8 protein-coding genes and 1 riboswitch are annotated in these 15,247 nt (G+C 64.5%); of the genes, 6 read left to right on the forward strand and 2 right to left on the reverse strand.

All coding sequences use genetic code 11. The features are described from left to right. Positions 1 to 3 precede the first annotated feature (3 nt). Together ABJF10_RS04145 and ABJF10_RS04150 are read right to left on the reverse strand one after the other, a co-directional pair. The gene (locus ABJF10_RS04145; RefSeq protein WP_348543257.1) at positions 4 to 351 is read right to left on the reverse strand and encodes a hypothetical protein; all 348 of its coding nucleotides are present in this window, start codon (positions 349 to 351) and stop codon (positions 4 to 6) included. Positions 352 to 461: 110 nt separating this feature from the next. Next, on the reverse strand, positions 462 to 1,007 hold the full coding sequence (locus tag ABJF10_RS04150; RefSeq protein WP_348543258.1) for a hypothetical protein: 546 nt from the start codon (positions 1,005 to 1,007) through the stop codon (positions 462 to 464). A gap of 276 nt (positions 1,008 to 1,283) precedes the next feature. On the opposite strand from ABJF10_RS04150, the gene ABJF10_RS04155 reads away from it, so the two are divergent. From ABJF10_RS04155 to ABJF10_RS04180, 6 genes are all read left to right on the forward strand, one after another. Next, complete coding sequence (locus ABJF10_RS04155; protein ID WP_348543259.1) at positions 1,284 to 4,742, forward strand: transglutaminase family protein; 3,459 nt, start codon at positions 1,284 to 1,286, stop codon at positions 4,740 to 4,742. A 54-nt stretch (positions 4,743 to 4,796) separates the two neighbouring features. After that, positions 4,797 to 7,298: a circularly permuted type 2 ATP-grasp protein gene (locus ABJF10_RS04160; RefSeq protein WP_348543260.1), complete on the forward strand. Its 2,502-nt coding sequence runs from the start codon at positions 4,797 to 4,799 to the stop codon at positions 7,296 to 7,298. Positions 7,299 to 7,302: 4 nt separating this feature from the next. Next, the gene (locus ABJF10_RS04165) at positions 7,303 to 8,181 is read left to right on the forward strand and encodes a transglutaminase family protein (RefSeq protein ID WP_348543261.1); all 879 of its coding nucleotides are present in this window, start codon (positions 7,303 to 7,305) and stop codon (positions 8,179 to 8,181) included. Positions 8,182 to 8,403: 222 nt separating this feature from the next. Continuing rightward, a riboswitch (cyclic di-AMP (ydaO/yuaA leader) is annotated at positions 8,404 to 8,579 on the forward strand. A gap of 116 nt (positions 8,580 to 8,695) precedes the next feature. Then, complete coding sequence (locus tag ABJF10_RS04170; protein ID WP_348543262.1) at positions 8,696 to 10,780, forward strand: SPFH domain-containing protein; 2,085 nt, start codon at positions 8,696 to 8,698, stop codon at positions 10,778 to 10,780. 122 nt (positions 10,781 to 10,902) lie between these two features. Beyond that, positions 10,903 to 13,428, forward strand: a complete 2,526-nt coding sequence (gene hrpB / locus ABJF10_RS04175; RefSeq protein WP_348543263.1) for an ATP-dependent helicase HrpB — start codon at positions 10,903 to 10,905, stop codon at positions 13,426 to 13,428. A 426-nt stretch (positions 13,429 to 13,854) separates the two neighbouring features. Continuing rightward, the coding region (locus ABJF10_RS04180; protein ID WP_348543264.1) for a hypothetical protein at positions 13,855 to 15,247 on the forward strand (1,393 nt) is incomplete at its 3' end.

Here is a 15,247-nt window from a genome sequence, read left to right on the forward strand (position 1 = left end):
CCGTCAGTTCTTTTTTCGACGTCGATTGATGAACCAATAGGCGCCGCCGCCGATGACGAAGACGAGCAAGAGGTGTTCGGGACCGATGTGCCCACTCGCGGCGGACCCAGCCAGGGAGAGGATCCGCAGGACGCCGCCGACAATCGCGAAGCCGATGACCGCGATGAGAACGGTGCCGAAGACTTTTTGCCCAAGGCCGGCCTTGTGAGTGCCTGGTTTTGGCGTCGGAGTGGGTGCCGGTGCGGGATGCGGTGGCGGGAGCGGCGCCCGAGCGACGGCGGGAATCGTGACGGCCTCGGGAACTGGGCTGGCGGCTGAGGAGGAAGAGGCTGCCGCCGGTGCCGCGGCCACGGCGGTGCCACAGGAGGTGCAGAACCTGGCCTGGGGCGCGATTAACGATCCACAGTGAGAGCAATACATAGTCTCGAGAGGGTGGTTGGTTTCCGAGCAGGTGACGGATTCTAGATACACGCCGCGCCAGCAGTCGATATTTCGGCCGCCGGGATGGATTTGCAAGAGCGCGGCGACCTCTGCCGATGATAGGCGAATGTTCCGAGCAGGGACCGATAGAGGGCCCTGGTCCAATAGCCGGTGACGAAGAGCAGACCGATGGCGATTTTCGACTGCGCCGGATCGATCTTGGTCATTATTGCGAGGAGCATGAGGACATTGGCCACGCCCATGAGGAGGCCGACGGCGGCGGCGATGCGGGATTTTTTCCAGATGCCCAAGCCAATCAGCGGATAGACAACCAACGGCAGGAGTCGCAAGGCGGGTGGGTCGATGGGGCTGAAGATCGCGATGGCCAGGCCGGCGATGACACAGAGGAGCGCGGCGTCGTTGCGGTCGCCCTGGCGGCTGATCTCGTTCAGGTCCAGGGATCCCGGCTTCGGCACGGGGAACTCCGGCAAGGGCTCCGGGCGCGGTGCAGGCTGCGGATGCGGGACGGGCAAGGGCGGCGGCAGGACCACGGAAGGAGCAGGCAGGACGGCGGAGGGATTTTCCAAAACGCCAGTTCCACAGTGGGAGCAGAACCGGGCGTTGAGCAGGATGGAAGATCCACAGTGATGGCAGAATTGATTCATATTCAGCTTATTGCGATTTCCCGGACGAACGTGACCGGAAAAGTGGGGGTATCGGGGTGAGCCCTGATTCGCTCGTTGCTTTTGGTGGGGGCAACCTGTTATGTAGGGGTGCACAAAGGGACTGCCTTGCAAGGGCTTCGCGTGCTGCCCAGGGTTGGCACGCGGCTTGGCTGGCGTTCCGTCATCTTAAAAACGCCAATGTCGATTCACGTCGCGCTTCGTCACGTCACGCACTATACCTACGACCGGCTGGTCACTCTCGGGCCGCAGGTCGTCCGCCTTCGTCCGGCTCCTTATTGCCGCACGCCGATTCTCAGCTACTCGCTGCGCATCGAGCCGAAGGACCACTTCATCAACTGGCAGCAGGACCCGCAGTCGAACTACCTCGCGCGCCTCGTCTTCCCGGAGAAAACGAAGGAGTTCAAGGTCGAGGTGGACCTGGTGGCGGAGATGTCGGTTTACAACCCGTTCGATTTCTTCCTCGAGCCGGCGGCGGCGCGGTTTCCGTTCGAGTACGATCCCTCGCTGGCCCATGAACTCGAATCGTACCAGACGAAAGGGCCGATGACCCCGGAGTTCGCGGAGTACCTGGACAAGGTCCAGCGCACCCTGCTGGGCGAACAGGCCGTGCCGCGCGCGCAGCCGCCGCATTCGGAGGTGGCGATCGATACCCATGAACGTCCGCATCTGCCGGAGGCCGAGGTGGATAAAGACCCGCGCCCGCGGACGATCGATTTCCTCGTGGGGATCAACCAGGCGGTCACCGACGACATTAAATACCTCATCCGCATGGAGCCGGGGGTGCAGACGCCGGAGGAGACGTTGATGAGCGGGAGCGGCTCGTGCCGCGATTCGGCATGGCTGCTCTGCCAGCTTCTGCGGCATTGCGGGCTCGCGGCGCGCTTTGTGAGCGGTTACCTCATCCAGCTCAAGCCCGACCAGGAAGCGCTCGATGGGCCGAGCGGGGCGACGGAGGATTTCACGGACCTGCACGCGTGGTGCGAGGTGTATCTGCCGGGTGCGGGGTGGATCGGCTTTGACGCGACGAGCGGGCTGCTCGCCGGGGAGGGGCATATCCCGCTCGCAGCGACGCCCGATCCGCAGAGCGCCGCCCCGATCAGTGGCGGGGTGGAGGAATCGGAGGCGGAGTTTGGCTTTGAGATGTCGATCCATCGCATCCACGAATCGCCGCGGGTGACGAAGCCGTATTCGCCCGAGCAATGGGCGGCGATCGATGCGCTGGGCAAGAAGGTCGACGAGGACCTTACCGCTGGCGATGTGCGGCTCACCATGGGTGGCGAGCCGACTTTTGTGAGCGTCGACGATCCGGATGGCGAGGAATGGAACTTCGCCGCGGTGGGCCCGCGCAAGCGCCTGCTTTCCGGGGAATTGATCAAGCGCCTGCGCAAGCAATTCGGCCCCGGCGGGCTGCTGCACTACGGCATGGGGAAATGGTATCCGGGCGAGCAGCTCCCGCGCTGGTCGCTGGGCTGCTATTGGCGCCGCGACGGACAGCCAGTGTGGACGGACGACTCGCTGATTGCCGATGAATCGAAGCACTATGGGCATGGCGCCAAGGAGGCGCGCGCGTTTATCGAGAAGCTCATCGACTTCGTCGACGTGGACCCGAAATGGCTGATGCCCGGCTACGAAGACGTCTTCCACTATTTGTGGAAGGAGCGTCGGCTGCCGGCGAACGTCGATCCGCTGAAGTCGAACTTGAAGGACAAGCTGGAGCGCGACCGCATCTCCCGCATTTTCGAACAGGGGCTGAACTCCGTCGTGGGTTACTCGATTCCGATCAAGGCGGAAGGCGGTCACTGGCACAGCGGGCCGTGGTTCCTGCGCGATGAAACACTGTGGCTGATTCCCGGCGATTCACCGATGGGCCTGCGCCTGCCGCTCGATTCGCTGCCGTGGGTCGCGCCCGGCGATTATCCCTGGCTGATCCACCCCGATCCGATGCTGAAAAAACCACCGCTGCCGCCGCGCCCGGATCGCGCGGGCCAGCGCTATGTGGGCGGCACCGCCGCCGCGCAGGAAGCCGGCCAGGGCCGCGGCCAGAGACGGCAGGAATTGGGCGAGCCGTATCCGCGCAAGCTCCGCGAGCTGGCTCCCGACCGGATTCCCGGCCCGCAGGAATCCGCGGCGTGGATCACCCGTACTGCGCTGTGCGTTGAGCCGCGCAACGGGCGGTTGCATGTTTTTATGCCGCCGGTGCAGACGGCGGAGGAGTATCTCGATCTCGTGGCCGCCGTGGAAGACACCGCGCGCACGCTCGGCCTGCCGGTGATCGTCGAGGGCGAAGCGCCGCCGCGCGACCCGCGGCTGAACGCGCTCAAGGTCACGCCTGATCCGGGAGTCATCGAGGTGAACATGCACCCGGTGCATACGTGGGACGAACTCGCGAAGAATACCAAGGTGCTCTACGAGGAGGCGCGGCAGACGCGGCTCGGCACGGAGAAATTCATGGTCGATGGGCGCCACACCGGCACCGGCGGCGGCAATCATATCGTCATTGGCGGGCGCTCGCCGGCGGATTCGCCGATGTTGCGCCGGCCCGATCTGCTGAAGTCGCTGCTCGGCTACTGGCACAATCATCCGTCGCTCAGTTATCTCTTCAGCGGCCTCTTCATCGGCCCGACGTCGCAATCGCCGCGGGTGGACGAAGCGCGCAACGATTCGCTTTACGAGCTGGAGCTGGCCTTCAAGCAGATCCCCAACAAAGGCGAGGTGCCGCCGTGGCTGGTCGACCGCATCTTCCGCAACCTGCTGATCGACGTCACCGGCAACACGCACCGCGCCGAGTTCAGCATCGACAAACTCTTCTCGCCCGACAGTAGCACCGGCCGCCTCGGGCTGGTCGAGTTGCGCTCGTTCGAAATGCCGCCGCACGCCGAGATGAGCCTCGCGCAGCACGTCCTGCTGCGGGCCGCCATCGCGCGTTTTTGGAAAGAACCGTACTCGCCGCAAAAGCTGGCCCGCTGGGGCACGGAGCTGCACGATCGTTTTCTGCTCCCGCACTTCGTGTGGCAGGATTTCGAGGACGTGGTCGGAGAATTCCAGGAAAGCGGCTACCCGATCGACCCGGCGTGGTTCGCGCCGCATTACGAATTCAAATTCCCAGCCATCGGCGGGATCACGCAGCGCGGCGTGAACATCGAGCTCCGCACCGCGCTCGAGCCGTGGCATGTGCTCGGCGAGGAACCGGGCGGCGGCGGCACGGTGCGCTATGTCGATAGTTCGCTGGAGCGCGTGCAGGTGAAAGTGCGCGGGCTCACCGACACCCGTCACGTTGTCACGTGCAACGGGCGCCGCGTGCCGTTGCATCCCACGGGTGTCGCGGGTGAATTCGTGGCCGGCATCCGCTATCGCGCGTGGCAGCCGCCGACTTGCTTGCAGCCGACGATCGGGGTCAATGCGCCGCTCACCATCGACCTGGTCGACACGTGGAACCAGCGCAGCATGGGCGGGTGCACCTATCACGTCACGCACCCCGGAGGACGCAGCTACGTCACCTTCCCGGTGAACGCCTACGAGGCTGAGTCGCGCCGCCTGAACCGCTTCTTCCCCTATGGCCACACGCCCGGCAAAGTCGTCGAGCCACCGCCGGAGACGAATCGCGAATTTCCCGTCACCCTCGATCTGCGCACGTGATCGATCGGCGGGAAGATTGCTTCCACGGTACTCCATGCAGTACGTTGCCTTCGAATGACTTCAGCCACGGAAACTAGCGTTACGCCTGCCCCCACTGGAGTCTGGGCGGCCTATCGCCCGCGGCCCGAGGTCTTCGATGAAATGCGCGCGCCGGATGGGACGGTGCGCCCGCATTGGCTGCCGCTGGTGCAAGGGCTGGAGCGGCTGGGGCGTGACGGGATCAAGGAACGCGCGGAAGGCGCCCACGACCTCTTGCGCCAGCATGGCGTCACCTACAATGTCCACGCGGATGGCGAAAGCGCGGAGCGCACTTGGGAATTGGACGTCATGCCGCTGGTCATCGGCGCCGAGGAATGGGCGCGGCTGGAGACCGGCCTCATTCAGCGCACGCGGCTCCTGAACCTTGTGCTGGCGGACATCTACGGGCCGCGGCAGCTCTTGAAGGACGGCCTGCTGCCGCCCGCGCTGTTGCACGCCAACCCCGGCTTTCTGCGCTCCTGCCACGGCATCCGCCCGCCGCGCGATCTCTTTCTGACGCTGCACGCCGTCGATCTCACGCGTGCGCCCAATGGCCAGTGGTGGGTCATGAGCGACCGCACGCAGGCGCCGAGCGGCGTCGGTTACGCGCTGGAAAATCGCGCGATTCTTTCGCGGGTGCTGCCCGAGGAATTCCGGGAATCGCAGGTCCAGCGGCTTGGCGGATTCTTTCAAGTGCGCAAGGCGGGGCTGCGTTCGCTCGCGCCATGGACGAGCGCGCCGAACATCGTCCTGCTCACGCCGGGGCCGTATACGGAAACGTATTTCGAGCATGCTTATCTGGCGCGCTATCTCGGCTACCAGTTGGTCGAGGGCAACGATCTCACCGTGCGCGACCAGTGCGTCTTCTTGAAAACACTTGAGGGGTTGCAGCGCGTGGACGTGATCATTCGCCGCGTGGACGATACCTGGTGCGATCCGCTGGAGCTGCGCGCGGATTCCATCCTCGGCGTGCCCGGCCTCGTCGAGGCCGCGCGCGCGGGCAACGTGGCCATCTCCAACGCGCTCGGCACGGGCGTGGTCGAGACGACGGCGATTCTCGCCTTTCTGCCCGCGCTCTCGCGGCATCTCCTCAAGGAGGAACTGCTCATTCCGAACGTCGCGACGTGGTGGTGCGGCCAGGAGAGCGAACGCAACTACGCGCTCTGGGCGTTGAATTCGCTCGTCACCAAGCGCGCTTTTGTCGGCGGCCACGGCGAGCCGAGTTTCGGCGACAAGCTCAGCCCCGCGGAGCTCGATGACCTGGCCGCGCGCATTCGCGCCAACCCGCACGCCTACGTCGGCCAGGAGAGCGTCGCTCTCTCTACTGCGCCGTCTTGGAATGGCGCTGCGCCCGAGCCGCGCCCGCTCATCATGCGCTGCTATGTGTGTGCGACGCCCGATGGCTTTGCCGTCATGCCCGGCGCACTGACGCGCGTTTCGTCCGCGGCGGATTCCCCGATCGTTTCCTCCCGCTATGGGGGCGGCAGCAAGGACACCTGGGTGCGATCCAACACGCCCCTGGATTCCACCACCACCGTCGAGCCCGCCACCCCGCCCGCGCGCCAGGAGACCGGCGCCACCCATGTCCCCAGCCGCGTGGTGGAAAATCTCTTTTGGCTCGGCCGCTACGCCGAGCGGCTCGAAGACACCACGCGCCTGCTGCGCACCGCGCTCAGCCGGCTGGCAGGTGAAGGCGGACCGGCCGAGGAAGAGGAACTCGTGGCACTCGCGCGCTGGCTGGCGCGCACCGAGCAGTTGCCCGCGCGTTTCGGCAAGCGGTTTGCACCGTCGGAACTCGCCTCCGAATTGCGCGAGCTCGTCTTCGAACGCAACCGTCCCGGCTCGGTCCGGGAATTGCTGGGCCGCGTGGGCTTCCTTACGGCCAGCGTGCGCGACCGTCTTTCCGGCGATACGTGGCGCATTCTCAATCAACTCCTCACGGAATTCCCCGCGACAATGTCGCGCGCCACGCCCGGGGCGATCCTCCACGCCTTGCACCGGCTCATCTTTCAGCTCGCGGCCTTCAGCGGCATGGAAATGGAAAACATGACGCGCGGCCACGCGTGGCGCTTCCTCGATATCGGCCGCCGCCTCGAGCGCGCGATCAATCTCGTGGCCAACATCCGCGCCGTGCTCGCCACCGATACCGACGGCGCCGCCCTGCCGCCGCTGCTCGAATACACCGACAGCAACATGACGTACCGGCGGCGCTACCTCGCCCGTCCGGAGATGCCGACCACGTTTGCGCTGCTCCTGACCGATGTAACGAATCCGCGCTCGCTGGCCTTTCAGTTCAAGACGCTCGGCCAGCATTTCTCCGAGTTGCCCGGCGCGGGGGAAGCGCGTCCCGAGGAGAATCGGTTCAGCGAACTGGCGGGCCTGCTCGTCGAGACCGACGTCATCGATCTCGGCACCAAGGGCGCTTCCGCGCGTTCGCTTCTCAAGACGCGGCTCGATGAACTGTACACGAATAGCTGCGACCTTTCCGACATGCTCACCGCGTCGTATTTCAGCCACGTGCCCGCCCGCGTGAGCTAGCGCCATGCTCTACGACATCACGCATCGCACCACCTACGGTTATGGCTCCGATGTCTCGGTGGCCCATCATCTGGCGCACCTGCACCCGCGGGAGTTGCCGTCGCAACAGATCAGCGATTTCAAACTTTCGGTCGAGCCCGCGCCGACGGTGAACACGGAGCACGTAGACTACTACGGCAATACGACCACTTTCTTCACCATCGGCAATCCGCATGACCGCCTCGTAGCGACCGCGCGCAGCCGGGTGCGGATCACCCCACCTCTTCTCCCTAACGCAGCCCGCACCCTCGCCTGGCAACAAGTGCGCGATCGTTGCGCGAGCGATGTGCTGACCCCCGACAGCGAAGTGGGCGAATTTCGTTTCGATTCCCCGAACATCGCCCGCCGGCCGGTCCTCGCCGACTATGCGGCGCCGTCCTTTCCCAAGGACCGGCCGCTGCTCGAGGCCATCGTCGATTTCAACGGCCGCATCTTCCGTGACTTCAAGTTCGATTCGCGCGCCACCACGGTCGCGACACCGGTGGATGAAGTCTTCAAGAAGCGGCGCGGCGTCTGCCAGGATTTTGCGCACCTGGCCATCGCCTGCCTGCGTTCGCTCGGCCTGCCGGCGCGCTATGTGAGCGGCTATCTGGAGACGTTGCCGCCGCCGGGCAAAGCGCGACTGATCGGCGCCGATGCTTCGCACGCGTGGTTTTCCGTGTGGTGCTCCGGCCATGGCTGGATCGACGCCGACCCCACGAACAACATTCTCCCGGGAGACCGCCATGTCACCGTCGCTTGGGGCCGCGATTTCAGCGACGTCAGTCCGCTGCGCGGTGTGGTAGTCGGTGGCCGCGGCCACAGCCTCGGCGTGAGTGTGGATGTGGCGCGCGTCGCGGAATAGGCACCCGAGAGGGAATCGGTAAATAACCACGAAGACACCAAGACACGAAGAAAGGGCGTCCCTTCGTGTCTTCGAGCCTTCGTAGTCAAAAATCCGCCTGGCGCTGCTTCCGGGGCGCAATGGCCTTTTTTTTCTGAAGCTTCAGAAATGCCATTTTCTGACGAATTTAGCACGATTCCGATTTCACTTGCGAACCGGCCTCTCTCCGCTAGGGATGGGTTAGTTCTTTGCCAGCTCAATGTTCCGGCCTGATGGCCGGATCAACGGGGAAACCATCCTACCGCCGCGCGTGAAAAACTTGTCGCGCGGCTTCGGGGCGAACGGCGCTTTGCGGCGCCGGGGGCACTTGATAGCCCAAGCCCGACAGCTAACTCCGTCAGCAGCAATCAAGAGGCAGATGGGACGCTTTCCGTTTTCCGATCATCGGGAAACGCGGCGCTCTGGATGCTTTCAGAACGTCATCGCGCGGCGGCTTTCGCAAAAGCGGCGGCGCACAAAGTAGAAAGTAAACATTATGGACGGCATACCTGTGCTGTTCTCGTTCGGGTTTGGAGTCGCGAAGATCCTCTTCGCGCTCGTGGTCATCTATATACTGATCGGGGTGCGGTACATCCCGCATCGCCGCGTCGGCATCCTCGAAAAACTGTGGTCTCCGCGCGGCTCGCTGGCGCAAGGGCGCATGCTGGCCCTCGCCGGCGAAGCGGGCTTCCAGGCGCGCGTCCTGCGCGGCGGCCTGCACTTCGGCTATCCGTTCTGGATGTACAGCGTGCACACCGTGCCGCTCGTCACCATCGCGGAAGGCCGCATCGGCTATGTATATGCGCGCGATGGCTACCCGCTCACCGCGTCGCAGACGTTGGGCTCGGTCGTGGAATGCAATGGTTTCCAGGACCCCGTCGCGTTCCTGACCAACGGAGGCCAGCGTGGCCGCCAGCGCATGATCCTGCGTGAAGGCGTCTACGCCATCAACACGGCGCTCTTCGTCGTCATCACCGAGCAAGGCATTCATGCCGGGCCGGTGGGCCGGCAGGAGCGCGAACAATGCGCTTCGTGGCAGCAGGAGCTGGAAACGGCGCGGGGCTTTTCGCCCGTGCTCGTCGGTTCGGCCTTTTACGCCCAGCGCAGTGGTGACTCGGCCGTGCAGACCGATGCGACGAAGCTCTCGCCGCACGATCTCATCGGCGTGATCACCGTGCACGATGGACCGACCCTGGACCCTGGCGAATTCATCGCTCCGCAAGTCGGGGATGTGAACGGCAGTGGCCACAATTACTTCCAGGATCCCGATACGTTCCTGACGCTTGGGGGCCGCCGCGGCAAGCAATTGCAAGTGCTCACGGACGGCACCTACTTCATCAACCGCTGGTTCGCGACCGTCGAACTGCAGCCGAAGACCCTGATCCCGATCGGCTATGTCGGCGTGGTCATCAGCTACTACGGCGCGTCCGGGGAAGACGTGACTGGCGCGGCCTTCCGCTACGGCGAGCAGGTCGAATCCGGCCGCCGCGGTGTGTGGCGCGACGCGCTCGCGCCCGGCAAGTACGCGCTCAATCCGTACGCGCTCAAAGTCGAGATCGTGCCCACGGTGAACTTCGTGCTGCGCTGGATTACTGGCCAGACCGAGTCCCATCATTACGACGAAGAACTCACCAGCATCCCGCTGATCACGGCCGACGGCTATGAGCCGTTGCTGCCGCTCTCGCTCGTGCTGCATATCGATTACGCGAAGGCGCCGCGCGTGGTGCAACGCTTCGGCGATGTCCGGCGGCTCATCACGCAGACGCTCGACCCGATCCTCACGGCCTACTTCCGTGACGTCGCGCAGTCTTCGAACATGCTCGACCTGCTCACCCATCGTGAGGAAATCCAGCGCCATGCGACCGAGGAACTCGGCCGCCGGTTCCAGACCTTCGACATCAACTGTGTCGCCGTGCTGATCGGCCGTCCCGAGACCGCGTTGCTCAAGCCCGGACAGGAAGACCCGATCGATCGCCTCTTCGACCAGCTTCGCCAGCGCCGCCTGGCCGAGGAGCAGAAGGCGACCTTTGCCAAGCAGCAGGAAGCTGCCGTGCAACAGAAGATGCTGAACCATGCGCAGGCGGAAGCCGAGCGCCAGACGCAGCTCACGCAGACGCGCGTGGAGATCGAAATTGCCGGCAACCGCGGTTCCGCCCAACTGGCCGAAGCCGAGCGCCTCGCGAAACGCGACATCGCGCTCGCGGAAGGCCGCGCGCGTTCGGCCGAACTCGAGGGCCAGGGTGAAGCCTCGAAGGTCGCCCAGATCGGCCAGGCCGAAGCCAGCGTGAGCCGGCAGAAGGTGGAAGCCTTCACCGACCCGCGTCTCTATGCGCTCAACCTCATGGCCGGCCAACTGGCCAACAGCACCCAACCGCTCGTCCCCGAGCGGGTGGTGATCTTCGGCCAGGGCAGCCCGGGCGACGGCAAGGCCGGCGCCGAGATCGGGCTGTTCCAGTCGATCATGCAGGTGCTGACCACCTGGCAGAACATCGGCGGCTTCGACGAGAAGCCGAAGACGCAGGCCACACCGCCCGCCCAGCCATCCGCTGAGCCGGAGACGGAAATCATCCGCGTGAGCTAAGGCTCACGTTGCTTCCAGAGCCGTGGCGTCCAATCCGCCACGGCTCTTCTGTTGAGAGGGGCCGACGTCATCTCGCGCGAAATCCTATCCCGGCGAAAAATTCCTGCTAATCGTGTCTCCCCTTGAACCGCCGCGAACTCCCCATCTTCGAACTGGAAACGACGCTCGTGGCCGCGTTGCGCGAGCATTCGCGCCTGGTGTTGCAAGCACCCACCGGCTCCGGCAAGTCCACGCAAGTCCCGCAGATCGTGCTCGATCACGGCCTTGCGGGGGAGGGAGAGATCGTCGTCCTGCAACCGCGCCGGCTGGCCACGCGCATGCTCGCCGCGCGCGTCGCGCAGGAACGCAGCGTACGGCTGGGTGACGAGGTCGGCTACCAGATCCGGCTCGATCGCGTGTGCTCCGCCCGCACCCGCATCCGCTTCGTCACCGAGGGCGTATTGCTTCGGCAGATGCTCTCCGACCCGAAGCTGCGCGGCGTGAACGTGATTGTCTTCGACGAATTTCACGAGCGGCATCTCTACGGCGACATCACGCTCGCCCGCGCCTTGGATTTGCAGGAGCAGCACCGGCCGGATCTCAAGCTCGTCGTCATGTCCGCCACGCTCGACGCGGGCGCCTTGCAAAAATACCTCGCGCCTTGCGAGCTGCTCACCTCCCGCGGGCGCACCTTCCCGGTCGATCACGAGTATCTCGACAAATCGTTGGGCGACGCGCCGGTGTGGGACGCCGCGGCCGAGGCTTTCGAGCAGCTCGCGCGGGAGAGCGAAGGCGACGCGCTCGTCTTCATGCCCGGGTCCTACGAGATTCAGCGCACGATCCAGGCGATCAAGCACACGCGGGCCGGTGGCCAATGCGTCGTCCTGCCTCTGCACGGTGAGCTGACGGCCGGTGACCAGGATGCCGCCGTCGCGCAGTACGACCGGCGCAAGGTCATCGTCTCGACGAATGTGGCCGAGACTTCGCTGACCATCGAGGGCGTGCGTATCGTCATCGACAGCGGGCTGGCCAAGATCGCGCGCTTCGATCCGTATCGCGGCATCAATACGCTACTCGTCGAACGAATTTCGCGCGCCAGCGCCGACCAGCGCGCCGGTCGTGCGGGACGCACGGCGCCGGGCCGCTGCCTGCGCCTGTGGACGGAGCGCGAGCATCACGATCGCGCCGCGCAGGAACTGCCCGAGGTGAAGCGCCTCGACCTGGCGGAAGTCGTGCTGACCTTGAAGGCCAGCGGCGTGGAAGACGTTGCCGCCTTTCGCTGGTTGGAAGCGCCGGATGCCCGTGGACTCGAGCGCGCGCTCACGCTGCTCACCGATCTCGGTGCGATCGACAGCGCGGGCGCGATCACGCCGCTGGGCCGCCGCATGCTCGCCTTCCCCACGCACCCCCGCTATGCGCGCATGCTGCTCGCGGCCCATGAGCTCGGCTGCGTGCGCCCTGCCACCCTCATCGCCGCGCTCACCCAAGGCCGCAATCTCCTGCGCCGCGCCGATGGCAAACAAATGGAGGAAGACCGCGAACGGCAGCTTGGGGAAAACGCGGAAAGCGATTTCTTCACCCTTATGCGCGCGCATCGTTTTGCCGAGGAGCGCAATTTCAATCCGCAGGCCTGCCGCCCGCTGGGCATCAATGCGATCGCCGCGCGCGAGGCCGCGGCGCTGGCCGATCAGTTCCTGCGCATCGCGAAGGATGAAAAGCTGAACACTGAGGCGGGCGACACAACCGACGAAGCGCTGCAACGCTGCGTGCTCGCGGGCTTCCCCGACATGGTGGCGATGCGGCTCGACAACGGCACCCTGCGTTGTGCGCTGGTCCACGCGCGCAAGGGCGTGCTGGCGCGCGAGAGCGTGGTCAGCACGCCGTTGCTCGTGGCCAGCGAAGTGCGCGAGGTGGCGATTCGCGGGGATGTGGAAACGCTGCTCACGCTGGCCACGGCCATTCGCGAAGAGTGGCTGCGCGAACTTTTCCCCGCCGGCTTTGCGGAAACGACCGAGGTGTTTTTCGATGCCACGCTGCGCCGCGTGCTCGCCAAACGGCAGACCCGCTTTCGCGATCTCGTCCTGCACGCCGAGCAATCCGACAAGGTCCCGCTGGAACAGGCGGCGACCCTGCTCGCCCGCGAAGTCGAGGCCGGGACGTGTCCACTGAAGAATTGGGACAACGCCGTCGATCAATGGATCCTGCGGCTGAACCAGCTCGTGGCGTGGTACCCGGAATTCGAACTTCCGCCGATCGGCGACGATGACCGCCGGATGCTCGTCGAACAAATCTGTCTCGGTGCGACGAGCTACAAGGACATCAAGGAACGGCAGGTCTGGCCGGTCGTGAAGAGCTGGCTGTCACCGGCGCAACAGGAGCTCATGGAAAAATATGCGCCGGAGCGGATCGAGCTGCCCAATGGCCGCAAGGCGAAGATCACTTATGATGCGAAAACCGCGCCGACGATCGCCACGCGCATCCAGGACCTCTACGGGGTGAGCGGGGAAATCCGGATCGCCGGCAATCGCATCCCGCTGGTGATTCAGGTCCTCGCTCCCAATCACCGCCCGATCCAAATCACGCAAAACCTCGCGACCTTTTGGAAAGACAGCTACCCGAAGATCAAGCAGGAGCTCCAGCGCAAGTATCCCCGGCACGAGTGGCGGTGAAGAATCTCCACAAGGTGCCAGCCTACGGTGCTTGAGGCCGTGAATTAGAGCGTCGAGATCGAGAACAATGCACGGCAAACGCTTGCGGTGTAGGGCGGGGATCCCCACCCGCCAAGCGAACCCTCCGCGAAGCGCACATCTCTTCTCACACGTGATCGGCCGAAGAGAAGCACCGGCTCGGATGGAAGGGCGCTCATGCTCAATCGATCGCTCAAACGCCTGCACATGCCTTGGCGCGTGGGGACACCCGTCCCACACCGCTTCGCGTGCTGCGATCACACAACGCGAGGAGAGGGCGCATCCTCGATGCTTAGGTCCTCCAGGCACATGCGTTGCGCATATTGACTCCCATTCGAATTTATCTTTATGCGGCACGCCGCTCGTCGCGACACTCGCTGGATCAGTTCGTTCGGCAAGCCCCCCTCCATGAGAATCTCAGTTCTTCCCGCGTTCACTTTCGCTTTCTTGCATTCCATCTGCCTCGCGCAACAAACCCCGGCAACCAATACCGGCAATAGTGCAGTCACCACCCATTCCGGCGGCCTGCACGGCTACATCGGCTTCAGCGCCACACGTCCGGCGGAGCATTCCGAATACAGCGCGGGCATGGGCTTCTACACCGCGGTATGGTCGCTCATCGATCAGCCCTTCGCCAATTTCCAAATCGGCCTGGCCGGCGCATGGATCACGCCGGATAACTCCGATAACAAAGACCGCCCGCTCGCGCCGGAAGGGACGCTCGCCCGCAAATGGAAGGAGCGCGGCCCCACCTGGGATAGCGTCTTCCAAACGGTGGAAGGCGGACTCGGCTACTGGGCCGGCAACCACTTCCGCTACGGCCCGCCGAAGTTCAGCATGAACGCCACGCCGCAGTGCTACGACTACGAAGTCGGCTCACCGGGTTGGTCGTTCTTTTATAGTAACACCGCGCTGCCGGACAATCGACTGGGCGTTGCTCAACTGAGCAACCGGTTGTTGATCCCACCCGATGCGCTGCCCTTTCGCGGGAAGCCCAGCGGCGAGTTCCTCGGCTACACCTGGATGGCCTTGCCCTTCACCGATCCGACTACGGAAGATCCGCCAACCGGCGACCAAAGCTGGACCTGCTTTGTGAGCGCACAAAACTTCAAGGGGCCCATCGCCTATTACATCCCCGAGACCTGGAGCAAGATCGGCAAGATATTCAACTATCCCTTCGATTACGGACGCGGGCTCGATGCGCGCCCCGGCAAGATGGGCGGCGGTGCCATGGAGATCAATACCGTGCCCCGGCTGGACGCGACGGATGCGCAGGGCGTGACTTACTCGAAGATTCCAAAGCTCAATTTCCCGGTCGACGCGGAAGGCCGATCGTACCTTGTGCAGGACGTGACCTATTACTCCAAGGCGGCGCTTTACGATACCTTCAAGGCATGGCGTGATGGCGGTCCGCCTTGCAACGGAAGCTTCGACCCGCACGGCGCGTGGAAATCCACGTTGACCACCAAGACCACCCACTACGACCAGGAAGGCCGGAAGATCAGTGGCGTCGAGCAGGTCTTCGACACCAAAGTCTTCGAGGGAAACGTGTGGGGACTGCAGTGGTCGAAGAGCGAGACCAGTCCCTCCGGAGTGTTCCCACAGTATTTCAAACATGCCGGGGGAGAACAAATTGCCATTGCACCCGCGGACGTCCCGGCTGCGCTGCAAGCTCACGAATTCAAACTCGCCCCCGCCGGCGCGCCCTACACCTCCCCGGAGATCGGTGCGTGGAGTAATCCTGGTCCGAAAATTGGGCCGTTTACCGTCGCCCTCGGGGATGGCTCCCTGGTGACTTATT

Source organism: Chthoniobacter sp. (assembly GCF_040003245.1).
GTDB lineage: Bacteria > Verrucomicrobiota > Verrucomicrobiia > Chthoniobacterales > Chthoniobacteraceae > Chthoniobacter.